The organism is Brevundimonas subvibrioides ATCC 15264 (genome assembly GCF_000144605.1).
In the GTDB taxonomy this organism is placed as follows: domain Bacteria; phylum Pseudomonadota; class Alphaproteobacteria; order Caulobacterales; family Caulobacteraceae; genus Brevundimonas; species Brevundimonas subvibrioides.
This window is the reverse complement of the sequence record NC_014375.1, coordinates 1,296,844-1,313,324: the sequence shown is the minus strand read 5'-3', so window position 1 is coordinate 1,313,324 and position 16,481 is coordinate 1,296,844. Positions and strand designations below refer to the sequence as shown.

General features: G+C 68.9%; 18 protein-coding genes. 9 read left to right on the top strand and 9 right to left on the bottom strand.

Going from position 1 to position 16,481, the window contains the following annotated elements:
- The first annotated feature begins 50 nt into the window (after positions 1–50).
- A complete protein-coding gene (locus BRESU_RS06490; protein WP_050762479.1) occupies positions 51–515 on the top strand; it encodes a YbhB/YbcL family Raf kinase inhibitor-like protein in 465 nt (154 codons plus the stop codon).
- A 2-nt stretch (positions 516–517) separates the two neighbouring features.
- Here BRESU_RS06490 and BRESU_RS06485 read toward each other — a convergent pair whose 3' ends face one another.
- Positions 518–1,711, bottom strand: a complete 1,194-nt coding sequence (locus tag BRESU_RS06485) for a carbohydrate porin (protein WP_013268725.1) — start codon at positions 1,709–1,711, stop codon at positions 518–520.
- A 188-nt stretch (positions 1,712–1,899) separates the two neighbouring features.
- On the opposite strand from BRESU_RS06485, the gene BRESU_RS17690 reads away from it, so the two are divergent.
- The 3 genes from BRESU_RS17690 (at position 1,900) to purQ (ending at position 5,893) form a co-directional block, all read left to right on the top strand.
- A complete protein-coding gene (locus tag BRESU_RS17690) occupies positions 1,900–3,771 on the top strand; it encodes a methyl-accepting chemotaxis protein (RefSeq protein ID WP_013268724.1) in 1,872 nt (623 codons plus the stop codon).
- Positions 3,772–3,878: 107 nt separating this feature from the next.
- Positions 3,879–5,096 carry an MFS transporter gene (locus BRESU_RS06475; protein ID WP_013268723.1) on the top strand — a complete coding sequence of 406 codons (1,218 nt, stop codon included), beginning with the start codon at positions 3,879–3,881 and terminating at the stop codon, positions 5,094–5,096.
- 134 nt (positions 5,097–5,230) lie between these two features.
- Complete coding sequence (purQ, locus tag BRESU_RS06470; RefSeq protein WP_013268722.1) at positions 5,231–5,893, top strand: phosphoribosylformylglycinamidine synthase subunit PurQ; 663 nt, start codon at positions 5,231–5,233, stop codon at positions 5,891–5,893.
- On the opposite strand, the gene BRESU_RS06465 is transcribed toward purQ, so the two are convergent.
- Positions 5,890–6,108: a hypothetical protein gene (locus BRESU_RS06465; protein WP_013268721.1), complete on the bottom strand. Its 219-nt coding sequence runs from the start codon at positions 6,106–6,108 to the stop codon at positions 5,890–5,892. The two genes, purQ and BRESU_RS06465, sit on opposite strands and share 4 nt — an antisense overlap.
- A gap of 145 nt (positions 6,109–6,253) precedes the next feature.
- Here BRESU_RS06465 and BRESU_RS06460 point away from each other — a divergent pair, with 145 nt between their 5' ends.
- Together BRESU_RS06460 and purL are read left to right on the top strand one after the other, a co-directional pair.
- A complete protein-coding gene (locus tag BRESU_RS06460; protein ID WP_013268720.1) occupies positions 6,254–7,063 on the top strand; it encodes a hypothetical protein in 810 nt (269 codons plus the stop codon).
- A gap of 49 nt (positions 7,064–7,112) precedes the next feature.
- Positions 7,113–9,311 (top strand): phosphoribosylformylglycinamidine synthase subunit PurL, encoded by a 2,199-nt coding sequence (gene purL, locus BRESU_RS06455; RefSeq protein ID WP_013268719.1) that lies wholly within the window; start codon positions 7,113–7,115, stop codon positions 9,309–9,311.
- Positions 9,312–9,314: 3 nt separating this feature from the next.
- Here the strand turns inward: purL and BRESU_RS06450 are convergent, their stop codons facing one another.
- Together BRESU_RS06450 and BRESU_RS06445 are read right to left on the bottom strand one after the other, a co-directional pair.
- Positions 9,315–9,746: a hypothetical protein gene (locus BRESU_RS06450; RefSeq protein WP_013268718.1), complete on the bottom strand. Its 432-nt coding sequence runs from the start codon at positions 9,744–9,746 to the stop codon at positions 9,315–9,317.
- Positions 9,747–9,877: 131 nt separating this feature from the next.
- Complete coding sequence (locus BRESU_RS06445; RefSeq protein ID WP_013268717.1) at positions 9,878–10,330, bottom strand: hypothetical protein; 453 nt, start codon at positions 10,328–10,330, stop codon at positions 9,878–9,880.
- 297 nt (positions 10,331–10,627) lie between these two features.
- On the opposite strand from BRESU_RS06445, the gene BRESU_RS06440 reads away from it, so the two are divergent.
- The gene (locus tag BRESU_RS06440) at positions 10,628–12,190 is read left to right on the top strand and encodes an alkaline phosphatase D family protein (protein ID WP_013268716.1); all 1,563 of its coding nucleotides are present in this window, start codon (positions 10,628–10,630) and stop codon (positions 12,188–12,190) included.
- On the opposite strand, the gene BRESU_RS06435 is transcribed toward BRESU_RS06440, so the two are convergent.
- Positions 12,180–12,431, bottom strand: coding sequence for a helix-turn-helix domain-containing protein (locus tag BRESU_RS06435; RefSeq protein WP_013268715.1), 252 nt, complete (start codon positions 12,429–12,431; stop codon positions 12,180–12,182). The two genes, BRESU_RS06440 and BRESU_RS06435, sit on opposite strands and share 11 nt — an antisense overlap.
- Positions 12,431–13,039 carry a DUF2975 domain-containing protein gene (locus tag BRESU_RS06430; protein WP_013268714.1) on the bottom strand — a complete coding sequence of 203 codons (609 nt, stop codon included), beginning with the start codon at positions 13,037–13,039 and terminating at the stop codon, positions 12,431–12,433. The genes BRESU_RS06435 and BRESU_RS06430 overlap by 1 nt, the downstream gene beginning before the upstream one ends.
- Before the next feature lie 46 nt (positions 13,040–13,085).
- On the opposite strand from BRESU_RS06430, the gene BRESU_RS06425 reads away from it, so the two are divergent.
- Complete coding sequence (locus BRESU_RS06425) at positions 13,086–14,051, top strand: MBL fold metallo-hydrolase (protein WP_013268713.1); 966 nt, start codon at positions 13,086–13,088, stop codon at positions 14,049–14,051.
- 81 nt (positions 14,052–14,132) lie between these two features.
- Positions 14,133–14,582, top strand: a complete 450-nt coding sequence (locus BRESU_RS06420) for a DUF305 domain-containing protein (RefSeq protein ID WP_013268712.1) — start codon at positions 14,133–14,135, stop codon at positions 14,580–14,582.
- A 3-nt stretch (positions 14,583–14,585) separates the two neighbouring features.
- On the opposite strand, the gene BRESU_RS06415 is transcribed toward BRESU_RS06420, so the two are convergent.
- Genes BRESU_RS06415 through BRESU_RS06405 form a run of 3 tightly spaced genes read right to left on the bottom strand, consistent with a single transcriptional unit; the run spans position 14,586 to position 16,192 of the window.
- Positions 14,586–15,410 carry a TIGR00282 family metallophosphoesterase gene (locus BRESU_RS06415; protein ID WP_013268711.1) on the bottom strand — a complete coding sequence of 275 codons (825 nt, stop codon included), beginning with the start codon at positions 15,408–15,410 and terminating at the stop codon, positions 14,586–14,588.
- A 6-nt stretch (positions 15,411–15,416) separates the two neighbouring features.
- Complete coding sequence (locus BRESU_RS06410) at positions 15,417–15,950, bottom strand: 5-formyltetrahydrofolate cyclo-ligase (RefSeq protein ID WP_280990778.1); 534 nt, start codon at positions 15,948–15,950, stop codon at positions 15,417–15,419.
- Positions 15,951–15,970: 20 nt separating this feature from the next.
- Complete coding sequence (locus BRESU_RS06405; protein WP_013268709.1) at positions 15,971–16,192, bottom strand: hypothetical protein; 222 nt, start codon at positions 16,190–16,192, stop codon at positions 15,971–15,973.
- Positions 16,193–16,481 lie beyond the last annotated feature (289 nt).

Genomic DNA, 16,481 nt, shown 5'->3' with positions numbered 1-16,481 from the left:
AACGGCGTCGCGCACGACGCGTTCAAATGCCCTGTCTTGAGGAGCGCACCATGACCTTCACCCTGACCTCGAACGACTTCAAGGATGGCGACACCCTGCCGGATGCGCAGGTGCAGTCGAAGGGCGATACCTCGCCGCATCTGGCCTGGTCCGGCGCACCGGAGGGCACGAAATCGTTTGCCATCACCGTCTTCGACCCGGACGCGCCGACGGGCTCGGGCTTCTGGCACTGGACCGTGGCCAATATTCCCGTCGACGTCACCGAAATCCCGGCGGGCGGCCCGCTGCCCCAGGGGGCCGTGGAGGGTCGCACCGACTATGGCGAGCCCGGCTTCGGCGGGGCCGCGCCGCCGCCCGGCCATGGACCCCACCGCTATGTCTTCACGGTCTTCGCCGTGGACACGGACCGGCTGGAGGTGACGCCGGAGGATTCGGGCGCGAAGTACGGGTTCAACCTTCATTTCCACACCCTGGCCAGGGCGTCGATCACGGCGACCTACGAGAACAGGGGCTGAGGCTAGCGGACCGTCCAGATGAACCGCACGCCGGCGATCAGGATGGGGTCGCGGTCCTGCTCGCCCCCCGGATGATGGATCCACTGCAGGTCCGGCTGGATGGTGAACGGACCGAGGGTGTCGGCATAGGTCAGTTCGATGCCGCTTTCGGCGCGGGCGAAAGCCGTGCCCGCGTCGACGGCGTTGGCGCGGGCCTTGTCCGACAGAAGGCCCTGGTGAACGCCCAGGGACAGGGCGCTGTCGGGTCGCCCGGGCATGACCGAGTCCAGTCGCAGGCCCGCCTGCCAGCCGCCCCTGAAGTCGGTGGTGTCGCCATCCGAGACACCGACACGGGCGAAGGCTCCGAGCGTGCCGCCCTGGGGCAGGGTCACGACCGTGCCCTCGGCGAGCAGATAGGCTCCCTGGGCCCGGCTTCGCGCGGGATCGCCCGAGGGCGCGAGACGGCGGATATCCGGCTGGGTCTCGCCATAGCGCCAGACGCCGGCGGCGATCCGCACCGGACCTGACCGGCCCGCCTCGGCCAGATACAGAAGCCCGTCATCGAGCGTCGTATCGACGCCATCGACATCCCCGATCGTTCCGGCGCGGGCATTGACGGCCGCCACCTGAACATAGGTCGCGTCGGCCGCACCGACCCGCAGCCGGACGGCGAGCGCCGTGGACGGGAAGATGGCGGGGCCGTTGGGACCGGTCGAGGCCAGTTCCGACCCTGTGCCGAAGGGTGGCGCCAGAAGCAGGTCGGAGGTGCCGGTGACGTAGAACTCGCTGTTGACGTCGTAGAGCCCCGCCAGCACCGACCCCGCCCCGGCGACGTCGTGCTCGACCCAGGCCTCGTAGAGCCGCACCTTCTGGGCGGCGACCTCGATGTTGTCATAGCCCTGAAGGGTGCCGGCGACCGCGTTCGGCTCGCCGCCGTGGTTGGCCAGAAAGCTGAAATGCACGCGCGTGCCGGTCCAGCCGAACTGGCGTTCCAGATCGCCGTCCACGCCCACGGAGAGATCGTCGAGGTACCGGCCCGCGCGCGGCGCGTCGCCGGCCACGACCCCGATCACGTCGGCCGTATAGGCGGCGTCCCAGACCCAGGCGGGATCGATCCCGGCGTCCTGGCCCCCGGCCAGAGCGGGGCTCGCTGCGGCCCCGACCGACATCGCACCAAACCAGATCAGACGCCGTACGTCATCAAGCCTGAACATCATGTCAGCCTCTACTGCCGCCCGTCGCGGCATCGCTCCGCGCCCTCGTGAAGCGTTCCCATTGTCGACAGCAGGTCTGAACAGCCCATCAATAACAACACCCCTATATCATAGGTATTACCACGTACTAGAGACTTGATATTGTTGTTAACACTGGATTGCCATGATGACAGCTGAACCGGGAGCCAAAGATGCTTTTGACGATCCGATCCAAGGTCCGTTTTGCCGGACTGTTCATGGCGATGCTGTGCACCCTCGGCCCCGTTGCAGGCCTGTTGGTGGCCGGGGCCCTGAGCCAGGCCATGGAGGACTCCGCGGCCGGCGCATCGATCATGCGCAGCCATATGGAAGCCGACATGATGCACGACGCGCTGCGCAGCGACGTGCTGGCGGCCCTTCTGGCGGCCCAGCAGGGCCGGCAGGATCAGATGCCGGCCATCCAGACGGTTCTCGACGAGCACTCCGAGACCTTCCGCGCGGCCATCAGGCGCAACCAGGAAACGGCCGTCGATCCCGACATGGTCGAGGCACTGCACACGGTCGATGCGCCCCTCGAGCAATACATCGTGGCAGCGCACGCCCTCGTCGATCTCGCCGGGCGCGACGGGGCGGCGGCCGAGGCGGCCCTGCCGGGTTTCACCGCCGTCTTCACCGAACTGGAAGGCCGGATGGCCGCGGTGTCGGAGCGGATCGAGGGCGCCCTCGCGGCCAGCAAGGCCCGCGCCGATTTCCTGGCCGTGGCCGGGATGGTCGTCATGGCGGGGGTCATCCTTCTGGGCGTCGTGATGAGCCTGGTCATGATGCGGGTCTCGGTCCGCGCGGTCACGGCCCCCATCGGCGTCCTGGATGACGAGATGGCCGCCCTCGCCGAGGGCCGGACCGACGTGGTCCTGACCAGCGCGGACCGGGCCGACGAACTGGGCGCGGTCGGCCGTTCGGTCGTGGCCCTGCAGGCCCTGATCGTCGAACGGGCGCTGAAGGAGGCCCGGCAGCAGGACCATGCACGCGCCGAGTCGGCCGAGCGCGACAGGGCCGAGGCTGCGGCGCGGGAGGAGCAGCGACAACGGACCGAGGAGGCCCAGCAGGCCGCCGCGCGCCAGCAGGCCCTGGTGGTCAACGCCATGGCCGAGGGGATGGATCATCTGATGCGGGGCGACCTGACCCACCGCATCACCGAAGCCTTCCCCCACGGCTACGAAAAACTGAGGGACGATTTCAACGCGGCCCTGCAGGGCCTCGAGCAGACCCTGGCGTCGGTCGACGCCAATGCGGTGGCGATCCGTACGGGCGCCGGAGAGGTGGCCCAGGCCGCGGACGACCTGTCGCGCCGCACCGAGCAGCAGGCGGCCAGCCTGGAAGAGACGGCCGCCGCCCTGGAAGAGATCACCGCGACCGTGCACCGGTCGGCCGAAGGGGCCAGGGCCGCCGCCGATGCCGTGGGCGAGACCCGCAAGGAGACTGAAACCAGCGGCCGTGTGGTCGGCGAGGCGGTCTCGGCCATGGACGCCATCCATGCGGCGTCGAACCAGATGAGCCAGATCATCAGCGTGATCGACGAGATCGCCTTCCAGACCAATCTGCTGGCGCTGAACGCGGGGGTGGAGGCGGCGCGCGCGGGTGACGCCGGCCGCGGGTTCGCCGTGGTCGCGTCCGAGGTCCGGGCCCTGGCCCAGCGCTCGGCCGAGGCGGCCAAGGAGATCAACACCCTGATCTCCGACTCCGGCCGTCAGGTCACCCTGGGCGTCGATCGCGTGCGCGAGGCCGGCTCGACCCTGGACCGGATCGCCCGCCGCGTGGCCGACGTGGGGGCCCTGATCACGGAGATGGCCGCCGCCAGCGCCGAACAGTCCACCGCCCTGCGCGAGGTCAACACCGCCATCGGCCAGATGGATCAGGTCACCCAGCAGAACGCCGCCATGGTCGAGGAAACCACGGCCGCCAGCCACGCCCTGGCCCAGGAGACCGAAACCCTGAGCCGCTCGGTCGGTCGGTTCCGCCTGTCGGACCGTGGCGGCCAGCGGTCCAATCGCCTGCGTTCATCGATGCCGCAGGTTGCCGCCTGACGAGTCCCGTTAGCAAAGCGTGATCGAGCACCGGGGACGTTACGGTTGAAGGTAACCGGCGATAACCTATCTTGCAGTGCAGCAATTCTCTGCCCTTCGAGATCCCCATGCCGACCGATACGACCTGCAACGCCGGGCCACCGCCCGCGCTGACGATCCGCGCGCCCAAGGCCGTCCCGCTCGTTCTGCTGGCCCTGGCCATGGGCGGGTTCGCCATCGGGGTGACGGAGTTCGCGGCCATGAGCGTGCTGCCGGACTTCGCTACGGACCTGGGCGTCGATACCCCGACCGCCGGCCATGCGATCAGCGCCTATGCCCTGGGCGTCGTCATCGGCGCGCCGGTTCTGGCCGTCCTGGGCGCGCGGGTCGCGCGCTGGAAGCTGCTGATCGGCTTCATGGCCCTGTTCGCCATCGGCAATGGCCTCAGCGCCCTGTCGCCGAACTTCCAGTGGATGCTGGCGTTCCGCTTTCTGAGCGGCCTGCCGCACGGGGCCTATTTCGGCGTGGCGGCCCTGGTCGCCGCGTCGATCGTGCCCCTGGCCTGGCGGACCCGGGCCGTGTCCTCGATCCTGCTGGGGCTGACGGTGGCGACGGTCATCGGCGTGCCCGTGGCCACCGCCATCAGCCACAGTTTCGGCTGGCGCTGGACCTTCGCCATCGTCTCCGTCCTGGCCCTCGTGACCATGGCCCTGGTCGCCCTGTTCGCCCCGCGTGATCCAGCCCTGGCCGACGCCAGCCCGATGCGGGAACTGGGGGCCCTGAAGCGCCGACAGGTCTGGTTGACGCTCGGCATCGGCGCGATCGGCTTCGGCGGCATGTTCGCGGTCTATGCCTATCTGGCCTCGACCCTGACCGAGGTCACGGGCGTGGGGCCGGCATTGATCCCCTGGGTCTTCGCCGTGTTCGGTTGCGGCATGCTGGCGGGCAACCTGATCGGCGGCTGGGCGGCGGACCGGTTCGGCATGAAGGCCGGGGCCGTGATGCTGGTGTGGAGCGTCTTCGCCCTGATCGGCTACTTCTTCGCCGCTCCGCACCTGTGGGCGGTGCTGGCGGTGATCGTCCTGATCGGCACCGGCATGGGCCTGGGGCCGCTGCTGCAGACCCGGCTGATGGACGTGGCCGGCGACGCCCAGACCCTGGCGGCGGCGCTGAACCATTCGGCCTTCAACACGGCCAATGCCCTCGGTCCCTTCCTGAGCGGCCTGGCCCTCCTGGCCGGGTTCGGTCTGCCCTCCACCGGCCTGGTCGGGGCGGCTCTGGCCTTTGGCGGCCTGCTGATCTGGGCCTGGGCGATGTGGGACGCGCGACGCAACCCCGCGGCATGAGCGACAGACGGCCCGCGAGCGCTCGCGGGCGTCCACTCTTCAGCGGATCGCCCTGGCGCAGGGTGGTGCGCAGGCGGCCAGGCGGCGCAGGTGGGTCCTGACATCCGGCGCGAACCCTGCTAGACGCCCGCCGCATGAGCGCAGCCGTCATCGTCTTTCCGGGGTCCAACTGTGATCGTGACTGCAAGGTCGCGATCGAACGCTCGACCCACGAGCGGGTCGAGATGGTCTGGCACCAGGAGACGACCCTGCCCGACGGGCTGGACCTGATCGTGCTGCCGGGCGGTTTCTCCTACGGCGACTATCTGCGCTGCGGGGCCATGGCGGCCCAGTCGCCGGTGATGCAGGCGGTCAAGAAGGCGGCGGACGACGGCGTGGCCGTGCTGGGCATCTGCAACGGCTTCCAGATCCTGTGCGAGGCCGGCATGCTGCCGGGCGCCCTGCTGAAGAACGCCGGGCTGAAATACGTCTGCAAGCCGATCAGCCTGGAAGTCGCCAACGGCCAGACCCGGTTCACCGCCGGCTATCAGGGCCAGCGCGAGGTGGTCATGACCCAGGGCAATGGCGACGGAAACTACTTCGCCGACGCCGAAACCCTCGCCCGGATCGAGGGCGAGGGTCAGGTCGTGTTCCGCTATGTGGACAATCCGAACGGCTCGGTCGGCGACATCGCCGGCCTGCAGAACGCGCGGGGCAATGTGCTGGGCATGATGCCCCACCCGGACCGCGCCTTCGAGGCCGAACTGGGCTCGGCCGACGGCGCGGTCCTGTTCCGCTCGATCTACGCGGCCGCCTAGATCGAGGGATCCCCCTGGACCGCCGTGTCGCGGTCGATGGGGTCTTCGTCGCCCTCGCCCTCATCCTCGTCCGGCGTGACGATGCCGCCGGGATCGCGCTGGGCGGCCAGTTCGCGCGCGCCGACGCCCAGGCCCTGTTCCATGGCCAGATTGGCCTCGACGTCGCTGGTCTCGAAGTGGGGGGTTTCGGTCGGGGTCTTGGCTTCGTCGGCCATGGTCGTCTCCTGGGTTGAACCAGAAGAACAGGGGCCGGGCCGCGCGGTTCCGCCGCGACGATTTCCGGTGAACGATCCCGCCGTCCGCGCGTACTGTCGGCTGCAATGCTGAAGCTGGACTTCAGCGACCTGTCAGAGACCGCTCATGTCCTCCATCGTCCGGGCCACGCCCGCCCAGAAGACCCGCCGCCTGATCGTCCTCGGCGCGACCGCCTTTGCCGTGATCGCGGGCCAGCTCCAGCAGTTCGGCAACATCGGCCAGAGCCCGGCCGAGTTCTCGGCCGACAGCGACGCGACGCTGCGGGTCGTGGGTTGGGCCTTCGCCATCTGGGGACCCATCTATCTGGGGCTGATCGCCTATGCGATCCGTCAGGTCCTGCCCCAGACGGGCGAGAGCGACATGATCAACCGGTTCGGCTGGCCCTCGATCCTGGCCCTGTTCGCGATCGGCGGCTGGATCCTGGCGGCCGCGGTCGACGCGGAGCTGGCGACCATCGTCCTGATCTTCGGGGCGCTGAGCGTGCTGATCATCCCCCTCCTGACCAATGCGCGGCTGATTCGAAGCCTGCCGCGCTGGGACCGCGACCGCTGGCTGGTGGCCTGGCCGCTGGGCGCCCTGGCCGGCTGGCTGACGATCGCCTCGCCGGTCAATCTGCTGACCGTCGCCACCGGCAATGGCGACCTGCCCGCGACCCTGGCCCCGACCGTCTGGGCGCTGATCGCCGTGGTGGCCGTCGCCGCCTTCGCTCTGTTCGTGACCTGGGCGACGCGCCTGCTGGCCTACCCCCTGCCGGTCGCCTGGGGCCTGCTCGGCGTGTTCGCGGCCGAGCAGGAGAAGGGCAATGTGACCTTGGCGTTCGGTGCCCTGGCGTTCTCGCTGATCGTGCTGGGTGCCGCGCTGTGGATCACGCTGGGCCTGCGGCGGGACATCGCGCGAGAAACCGTAGCCGCCTGATCCGGGGGCGGGCTGACAGTCCGGCCGATCACGGCTAGAAGCGCGGCCCATGAGCGCCCCGCAAAAGACCACCGCCGAACTCGCCGTCGAATACGGCCTGGCCCCCAACGAGTATCAGGTGATCCTGGACCGGCTGGGGCGCGAGCCGAACCAGCTGGAGCTGGGCGTCTTCTCGGTGATGTGGTCCGAGCACTGCTCCTACAAGTCGTCCAAGATCCACCTCGGCAAGTTCCCGACCACCGGGCCCCGCGTCATTTGCGGCCCGGGCGAGAACGCCGGCGTCATCGACATCGACGACGGCGACGCCTGCATCTTCAAGATGGAGAGCCATAACCACCCGTCCTTCATCGAGCCCTATCAGGGCGCGGCGACGGGCGTGGGCGGGATCATGCGCGACGTCTTCACCATGGGCGCGCGACCGGTGGCCCTGCTGAACGCCCTGCGTTTCGGCGATGTCGGGCACGAGAAGACGAAGCGGCTGGTCAAGGGCGTGGTGTCCGGGATCGGCGGCTACGGCAACTGCGTCGGCGTGCCGACGGTGGCCGGGGAGACCAATTTCCACAAGGGATACAACGGCAACATCCTGGTCAACGCCATGTGCGTGGGCCTGGCCAAGTCCGACAGCATCTTCTACTCGGCCGCGCCGGGACCGAACATGTCGGTGGTCTATTTCGGCTCCAAGACCGGCCGCGACGGCATCCATGGCGCGACCATGTCCTCGACCGAATTCGACGACGAGTCGGAATCGAAGCGCCCCACGGTGCAGGTCGGCGACCCCTTCGCCGAGAAGCTGCTGATCGAGGCGACGCTGGAGCTGATGGCCTCGGGGGCCGTGGCCGCCATCCAGGACATGGGCGCGGCCGGCCTGACCTCGTCGTCGGTCGAGATGGCCGGCAAGGGCGGCGTCGGCATCGAGCTCAACATGGATGCGGTGCCCCAGCGCGAAGAGGGCATGTCGGCCTATGAGATGATGCTGTCGGAAAGCCAGGAGCGGATGCTGGCGGTGCTGAAGCCGGGCCGCGAGCAGGACGGCTACCGCATCTTCGAGAAATGGGGTCTGGACGCCGCCGTCATCGGCATGACGACCGAGACGGGCCGTCTGGTGCTGAACCACCATGGTCAGGTGGTCTGCGACGTGCCGCTGGCCCCGCTGTTCGACGACGCGCCGCTGTACGACCGGCCCTGGGTCCAGCCGGACCTGCATCCCCGCCTGTCACCCGGAGAGGTGCCGGCCCCGACCGTGTGGGAAGACGCGGTGCTGAAGGTGCTGGCCTGCCCCGACATGGCGTCCAAGCGCTGGATCTGGGAGCAGTACGACCGTCACGTCATGGCCGACACCCTGCAGGATTCGGCCACCGGCGCCGATGCCGGCGTGGTCCGGGTCCACGGAGCCGACAAGGGTCTGGCGGTCACATCCGACTGCACGCCCCGCTACGTCCAGAACGACCCCTATGAAGGGGGCAAGCAGTGCGTCGCCGAAGCGTGGCGCAACCTGACCGCCGTCGGCTCGCGTCCGATCGCCATCACCGACAACCTGAACTTCGGCAATCCGCAGCGGCCAGAGATCATGGGCCAGATCGTGCGCGCCATCGACGGCATGGCCGAGGCCTGCCGCGACCTGGACTTCCCGGTCGTGAGCGGAAACGTGTCGCTCTACAACGAGACCAACGGCGTCGCGATTCCGCCGACGCCGACCGTGGGCGCGGTCGGCCTGCTGCCGAACTATGACGTCGTGGCGGGATTCTCGACGATGGCCGAGGGCGACACCCTGGTGCTGATCGGCGAGACGGTCGGCGAGCTGGGCGCGTCGCTGTACCTGCGCGAGGTGCTGGGCCGCGAGGACGGCGCGCCCCCGCCCGTGGACCTGAAGCTGGAGCGCCGCACCGGCGACTTCATCCGCGGCGAGATCGAGGCCGGGCGGCTGACCTGCGTCCACGACCTGTCCGACGGCGGCCTGATCGGGGCGGCGGCGGACATGGCGCTGGCATCGGACGCCGGCGTGGTGCTGGACGCGAGCAGCGAGGCCCACGCCCATGTCTTCCTGTTCGGAGAGGACCAGGCCCGGTATCTGGTCGCGGTCCCCAATCCGCAGGAGGTCCTGGCGGCGGCGCGCGAGGCCGGGCTGCATGCCTCGGTGGTCGGGCATGCGAAGGGCGACGCCTTCGCCTCGACCGGCCTGTTCAGCATTCCCCTGAAACACCTGCGCGAGATCCACGAGGGGTGGATGCCCGGCTGGATCGAGGGCTAGGCCCTATTCCATGAAGGCGACGACGACCGGGACGCCCTGGGCCGCATCGCCGACGGCCCCCACGTGGATCCTGTAGGTGCCGCTCTGGGCCGTGTTCCAGTTCACCCGGGGGTTCAGCCCGTCGGTGTCGTCATTGCAGTACCAGCGACCGTTCGGGGCCTGGACCACCAGGCTGGTGTCCATCTCCGAATAGGCGCTGATGACCAGCGGGCCGCCATAGGCGGTGAAGGACAGCGTCACCTGGGGCGTCTCGCCCACCATTCCGGCGCATGTGGTGGCGATGGATGAGCCGTCGATATCCCCTCCGGCATAGGCCGTGACATTGTGCGACTCGGGACCGAAGCCGCCGGTCAGTTCCACATATTCCTGGGCGGCGGCCGGGCTGACGAGGCAGAGCGCAAACGCGACTCCGCAGATGGCGGTGACGTAGCTCACAGGGGATCTCCTGCCTGTTGGTTGAATGCGGCCATAGCCACCCCGGTCGATCCGCGCCGACGTTGCGACGGCGCGGACCGGACGGACCTGAACCGTCACCCGCCCGGGGCGGGGGACGGTCCGCGGCCGGATCAGGGCGTCTCGGTGATGTAGAGGGTCGCCGACGCGGCATCGCCGACGGCACCGACCCAGATGTCGTAGGATCCGCTGCCGGGACGGCCCCAGGTCAGTTCGGGGTTCAGGCCGTTGGTGTCGTCGTCGCAGTACCAGCGGCCGTCGGGGCCGTTGATGATCAGGCTGGTATCGCCCTGCGACCGGACCTGGAAGCTCAGCGGGAACGACCCAGCGGTGTAGGTGAACTCATAGTCCGGCGCGCCGGCGATCATGCCGACGCAGGAGCCTCCCAGGGTATCGGATGCGTCGATACCACCACCGGAATAGACGTTGACCGTGATCGGATCGGGCGTGAAGCCGGCGTTCTTGCGGCTGGCCCCGCCGGCATTGGCGCTCGGGTCCTGGGCGGCGGCGGCGCCGGCGGCCGAGAGGGCGGCGATGACGGCCACGATGGAAAGCACGTTACGCATGGAAATCTCCTGACGATTTTCAGCCCGCTCGGCGCTGAGGCGGGATGCGGTGTGGTGGGTTTGAAAGACGAGCTTCAGGCGGACGCGGAACCACCGCATCGCATCGGCGCGACACCGAAAGCGATTGAAAAACAGTCGTTTCTCATTGGCCCCTCCCAAGGCAAAGCAGCCCCCGCTGCCGTCTGTCGAACATGACTCGGTCAAGCCCGGGCACACAACCCTCTTATTTCTGACGCGCCTTCGACGAACCGTCACAGGCAGGCGATAGTCAGGTCATCCGATCCCGTGAGGCCCGATATGTCGCTATTGCTTTCCCGACGCTCCCTGCTGGCCAGTGCCGGTCTCGGTGGAGCGGCCTTCGCCGTCGGTCGCCCGGCCCTGGCCCAGGCGGTGTTCGAAACCAACCCGTTCCAGCTGGGCGTCGCCGCGGGCGATCCCCTGCCCGACGGCTTCGTGATCTGGACCCGGCTGTGCCCGCGCCCCCTGGAGCCCGATCACGGCATGCCGTCCCAGCCCATGGCCGTGACCTGGGAGGTCGCGGCCGACGCCGGCTTCGGCACCATCGTCCGCACCGGCGAGGTGGTCGCCCGGCCCGAACTGGGCCATGCGGTCCATGTCGAGGTCGCGGGGCTGGAACCCGCCCGTCCCTATTTCTATCGCTTCAGGGCGGGCAGCGAGCGCAGCGGCGTCGGCCGGGCGAAGACCACGCCTCTGGTCGGGGCCTCAACGGCACAGGTCAAATTCGGCGTCGTCGGCTGCCAGGCCTTCGAGAGCGGTTACTACACCGCCCACCGCAAGATCGCGGCCGAGGACCTGGATTTCATCTTCTTCTACGGCGACTACATCTACGAGGGTCGCGGCAACCGGATCTACGGCACCACGACGCCGAACGAGAACCTGCGGGTCCACGAGGGCGGCGAGGTCTACACCGTCACCGACTATCGCCAGCGCTATGCCCAGTACACGATGGACGCCGACCTGCAGGCGTCGCGCCAGTCGGCCGCCTGGTTCACCGTCTGGGACGACCACGAGATCGACAACAACTGGGTCGCAGACCTGGACCAGGACGGCACCGATCCGGCGGTCTTCGCCCTGCGCAAGGCCGCGGCCATGCAGGCCTTCTACGAGCATATGCCGCTGCGGCGGTCGTCCTTCCCGCGGGGATCGGCGATGCAGCTGTATCGACGGGCGACCTATGGCGACCTGCTGGACGTGCATCTGCTGGACACCCGCCAGTACCGCAGCGACCAGCCCTGCGGGGACCAGTTCAACGCCGGCTGCGACGCCATCAACGCGCGTGAGGCCCAGGTGCTGGGCGAGGCGCAGCAGGCCTGGCTGTTCGACGGCCTGAACCGGTCGCAGGCCACCTGGAACACCCTGGCCCAGCAGATCATGGTCATGGATCTGGACCGGAACCCGGGTGATGACTACGGGGTCAATCCCGACAGCTGGGCCGGCTACCGCGTGCCCCGCGCGCACCTGCTGGAGCACATCCGGGACCGCCGCATCGACAACGTCGTCGTCCTGACCGGAGACGAGCACCAGAACTATGCCGGCGAGCTGCATATCGACGGGCGCAATCCCGAGGGCGAGCCGATCGCGACCGAGTTCGTGGCGACCTCGATCAGCTCGGGCGGGGACGGGGTCGACCAGCGCCCGGACATGGCGCGCATCCAGGCCGCGAACCCGCAGCTGAAGTTCAACAACTCCCAGCGCGGCTATGTCCTGTGCGACGTGACGCCGGAACGCTGGCAGACCGAGTTCAAGGTTCTGGACCAGGTCCAGAACCGCAACGGGGTCCTGACGACGCGCGCGAAATACGCGGTGGAGGCGGGCAAGCCGGGGCTGGTCAGCGCCTGACGGCCGCCTTCGCGGGCACGACCTGCTCCACCTCGCCGTCGGGGACGAACTCCAGGATGTCCGCCGGCGCGCAGTCCAGGTAGCGGCAGATGGCGTCGAGGGTGGCGAGGCGCAGCCCCCGCACCTTGCCGGACTTCAGGAGGCTGAGATTGGTCTCGGAGATGCCGATGGCGCGCGCCAGCACGTTCGAGCGCACCTTGCGCCGGGCCATGACGACGTCGAGGCGGACGATGATCGGCATCAGACGAACCGCGAGGCGTCGTCGGCGACCTCGGCTCCCCAGCGCATGACCCGGGCCATGACGAACAGCACCAGGCCGAGCCCCAGCGCCTGCAGGCTGTCGAGCCTCAGCCATCCCTCGTCGTCGAACCCTGCCGCCTCGACGACATAGTGTCCGAGGGTCGGGGCCACGGCATAGGCCACCAGCCAGCCCGCGATCAGGCCGATGATCCGCGCGTTCTCCGACCCGAGGATCGTCCCTGATCCATAGAGCCGGAACAGTCGCCGCAGCTGCCACAGGATTGCCAGCGCCGGCACGATCATCAGGCAGGCAGAGGTCGCCAGGGCGATCTTCCGGATCGGGGGAATGACGCCGACCGTGGTCCAGCCTGGCGGAGGGGGCGGCACAACGGCCTCGACATAGATCTGCATGCCACCGGGCCGGATTTGCAGCCTGTCGCCGGCGTAGGCCAGCACGGCGACCACGGCGATCGCCAATAGCACGGCCCCGACGACGAACAGGCCCGTGAACAGCCACTCCAGCGGCCGACTCAGCCGCCGGATACGTCCCAGCAGGGGAGCGTCCCCGGGAAGAGGCGGCGGGAACGGGATCACCTGATTGACAGACATATTTTTATGTATTTCGATATGACCATTCTGGCAAGCGGGGTGAGCGATGCGACCGATCCTTTCACGACGCACAGGCCGTGTCGCCCTGTGCGCTGCGGTTCTGGCCAGCGTCCTCTCGGCCTGCGCCACCCCGGCCAGCCACCATCCGACCCTGCCGTCCGATCTCGGCGTCGCGTCGACCGCAAGCGCGCTGGAGCCCAGTCTGGCGAAGCCGGGCCTCGTGACCTTTCGACGAATCCGGTTCGCCACCTGGACCGGGGGCCGGGGCAGTTTCATCGACCGCGACGATCCGCGAACGGCGGCGGTTCCGGCCGGGACGGAAGAAGCCACGATCTATGCCTACGTCATCGATCACCCCACCCGGGGACGGTATCTGATCGACGCGGGCGTCTCGGCCGGGCTGGAGCCGCAGCTCAACTGGGTCATGCGCCGGGGTCTGGCCGAGATGAACGTCCGCATCGCCCAGACCACCGCGGCGTGGCTGACAGGCCAGGTCCAGCCCCGGGGCGTCTTCCTGACCCATCTGCATTTCGACCATATCGGCGGGCTGATCGACCTGGAGCCGGGCGTCATGATCCACGGGGGTCCCGGCGACGCGGCCGAGCGAAGCTGGACCAACACCCTGGTCGGGCATCCGGCGGACGTGATCCTTCGGGGCCATGGGCCGCTGAGGGAATGGGCGTTCCGGGCCGATCCCGACGGGCGGTTCGCCGGCGTCCTCGACATCTTCGGCGACGGATCGGTCTGGGCCCTGCACGTGCCCGGGCATTCGCCGGGTTCGACGGCCTATCTGGTCAATGCGATCGACGGACCAAGGCTGGTCGTCGGCGACGCGGTCTCGACCCGGCTGGGCTGGGACGACGCCATGCCCCAGCCGGTCCCGGCGGCGGCGCGGGCGGATGCGGAGACCTCGGCCGAACGGCTGCGCCGGTTCGCCGCCGACCATCCGGCGGTGGAGGTCTTCCTCGGCCACCAGTCGCGCGCGGGACAGGCCGAGGCGGAGATACGCTGACCGCTGCGGCATCATCAGGGGCAGACCGGCGACGGGCTTTGCGGCAAAGGAAGTGCCTCGCCTTCCCTTCGGACCCTGCCCATGACCCTGCGCCGCCTCGTCGTCCTCGCCGCCCTGCCCCTTCTGCTCGCCGCCTGCGACGGCGGGGGGGATCCGGTGCAGCAGGCCCTGCTGGAAACGTCGTCCAAGAACCAGTCCGCGACGGTCGTGGAAGGAGAGGTGTCGGGGCCGAAGGACCATTCGGCGCACGGCTCCGCGACGCCGGGCGCGACCCCGGGCGCGGGCGATGAGGCCTTCGCGGCCTCGGAGGCGGAGATGCATCGACTGATGGGCGCGGCGTCCGGCGCGACGGTCGACGAGGCCTATGTCGCCAAGATGATCGCCCATCACCAGGGTGCCATCGCCATGGCCGAGGTCGCCCTGCGCGAGAGCCGCGACCCGGAGGTCCATCGCATGGCCCAGGGCGTCGTCGCCGCCCAGACCGCCGAGATCGCCGAGATGCGCGACTGGCGGCCGGCCACCGCCGACTGAGCGTCAGGCCGCTTCCGGGATCGCCTGTTTCAGCCGTCCGCCGACCCGGATGGGCTCGATGCGCACCGCCAGACCGGTCTTGTCGTCGGTCTCGACATAGACGCCGCAGATCGTGGCGGGGCCGTGGGCCGGCGTGTAGCGCCCCTGCGAGATGCGGGTGGTGAACCGGCGCAGCGGCTCTTCCTTCTCGTTGCCGATCACCGAGTCATAGTCGCAGCAGCCGCCCGCGTCGGTCTGATAGGCCGTGCCGCCAGGAAGGATCTGGGCGTCGGCGGTCGGGACGTGGGTGTGGGTGCCGACCACCAGCGACGCGCGGCCGTCGCAGAAATGGCCCATGGCCATCTTCTCGGAGGTGGCCTCGCAGTGCATGTCGACGATCACGGCGTCGGCGACGTGACCCAAGGGGGCGGCGTTCAGCTCGCGGTCGACCGCCCCGAACGGATCGTCGACAGCGTCCATATGGATGCGGCCCAGCACGTTCATGACCAACACGGTCTTGCCCGACGGGGTCTCGAACAGATTGGCCCCCGCCCCCGGCGCGTCCATCAGCCGGGGATAGTTGGCCGGGCGGATCAGGCGGGGTTCGCGCACGATATAGGTCAGGGCCTCGCGCTGGTCCCAGGAGTGGTTGCCCAGCGTCAGGCAGTCGGCCCCGGCCATGAACAGCTCCTTGGCCGTGTTCTCGGTGATGCCGAAGCCGCCGGCGGCGTTCTCGGCATTGACCACGACGAAGTCGAGTTTCAACACCCGCTTGAGGCCGGGCAAATGGTCGGACAGGCCGTCGCGACCGGACTTGCCGATCACATCGCCGAAGAAGGCAAGACGCATGGGGAGTTAGACCTTTCGGGCGGCGGTATAGCCGACCTCGGTCAGAACGCCATGCAGGCGCACGTCGTGCGACTCCATGGGCAGCCGCTCCACCCGCTGACCGGAATAGCCAAAGCCGATCCGGATGACGCCAGGGCGGGCCGCAAAGGTGCGATCGTAGAAACCCCCGCCCTGTCCCAGCCGGCCGCCGTAATCGTCGAAGGCCAGCAAGGGCGTGAGGATCAGGTCGGGATCGACGACCTCCGCCAGAGGCAGGGGGGCAGGGCACCCGGCGGCATCCTCTTCCAGAGGCTCGCCCGGCGACCAGCAGCGAAAAATCATCGGGGCGTCGCGCTCCAGCACCACCGGCAGACAGGTTTTGACGCCGGCAGACCAGAGGGCCTGAACGAGCGGTTCGGGATCCATCTCCGATCCCATGGCGCGGTATACGGCGACGACAGTGGCGGGCGGCAGCTCGGCGGCAAAGACTGCGGCACGCTCGGCGGCCAGCGGTTCGCACCCGGCGAGACGACGGCGGGCGTTGCGCGCTTCTGCGCGCAGAGTGGGTTTGTCAGGGAGGGTCAGACGCCTGTCCGGGCGTTCTTGTCGTAGGTCCGGGCGATCACGACCAGCAGGAGCGCGATCTCGACCAGCATGAGGGCCCAGCGCCAGACTGGATCATCCACCAGATAGCCCGTCACGCCCATGGCCAGAACGAACACGCCGATGACGGCCCAGCCCTCCGCAGTTGCAGGCGATGCGCCCCAACCCCACCGCTTCGGACCGAACCAGCCGCGCTTCATGGCCTGCTCCTATCTGCATCGCAGACTAGGCCCGCAGTCTCGCGCGCTCAAGCAAAACCGGCGGCGCACTCCACGCGCTCGATCAGTCAGCGACCGCGTCTGGAGCTCTGATGAGGGAAGAGGTTGGCGGCGCCGTAAGAGCCGTGAAGGACGGTTTAAATCCTCTCGAGCCTGGGTAGCCAGGTGGGCTCCGTGTACCCGACCCCACGAGGTCAGACAGGGACAGATCCCTTCGAGTGAATTAAGGCCGCGAGGATATGTTGCCTTCGACGTGAGCCACAGCATGACC

Coding starts and splice junctions, on each gene's coding strand:
- BRESU_RS17690 (WP_013268724.1), top strand. CDS start 1,900: ATGCTTTTGACGATCCGATCCAAGGTCCGTTTTGCCGGACTGTTCATG.
- BRESU_RS06430 (WP_013268714.1), bottom strand. CDS start 13,039: ATGTCTGTCAATCAGGTGATCCCGTTCCCGCCGCCTCTTCCCGGGGAC.
- BRESU_RS06485 (WP_013268725.1), bottom strand. CDS start 1,711: ATGATGTTCAGGCTTGATGACGTACGGCGTCTGATCTGGTTTGGTGCG.
- BRESU_RS06405 (WP_013268709.1), bottom strand. CDS start 16,192: ATGAAGCGCGGCTGGTTCGGTCCGAAGCGGTGGGGTTGGGGCGCATCG.
- BRESU_RS06465 (WP_013268721.1), bottom strand. CDS start 6,108: ATGGCCGACGAAGCCAAGACCCCGACCGAAACCCCCCACTTCGAGACC.
- BRESU_RS06440 (WP_013268716.1), top strand. CDS start 10,628: ATGTCGCTATTGCTTTCCCGACGCTCCCTGCTGGCCAGTGCCGGTCTC.
- BRESU_RS06475 (WP_013268723.1), top strand. CDS start 3,879: ATGCCGACCGATACGACCTGCAACGCCGGGCCACCGCCCGCGCTGACG.
- BRESU_RS06415 (WP_013268711.1), bottom strand. CDS start 15,410: ATGCGTCTTGCCTTCTTCGGCGATGTGATCGGCAAGTCCGGTCGCGAC.
- purL (WP_013268719.1), top strand. CDS start 7,113: ATGAGCGCCCCGCAAAAGACCACCGCCGAACTCGCCGTCGAATACGGC.
- purQ (WP_013268722.1), top strand. CDS start 5,231: ATGAGCGCAGCCGTCATCGTCTTTCCGGGGTCCAACTGTGATCGTGAC.
- BRESU_RS06460 (WP_013268720.1), top strand. CDS start 6,254: ATGTCCTCCATCGTCCGGGCCACGCCCGCCCAGAAGACCCGCCGCCTG.
- BRESU_RS06425 (WP_013268713.1), top strand. CDS start 13,086: ATGCGACCGATCCTTTCACGACGCACAGGCCGTGTCGCCCTGTGCGCT.
- BRESU_RS06420 (WP_013268712.1), top strand. CDS start 14,133: ATGACCCTGCGCCGCCTCGTCGTCCTCGCCGCCCTGCCCCTTCTGCTC.
- BRESU_RS06445 (WP_013268717.1), bottom strand. CDS start 10,330: ATGCGTAACGTGCTTTCCATCGTGGCCGTCATCGCCGCCCTCTCGGCC.
- BRESU_RS06490 (WP_050762479.1), top strand. CDS start 51: ATGACCTTCACCCTGACCTCGAACGACTTCAAGGATGGCGACACCCTG.
- BRESU_RS06435 (WP_013268715.1), bottom strand. CDS start 12,431: ATGCCGATCATCGTCCGCCTCGACGTCGTCATGGCCCGGCGCAAGGTG.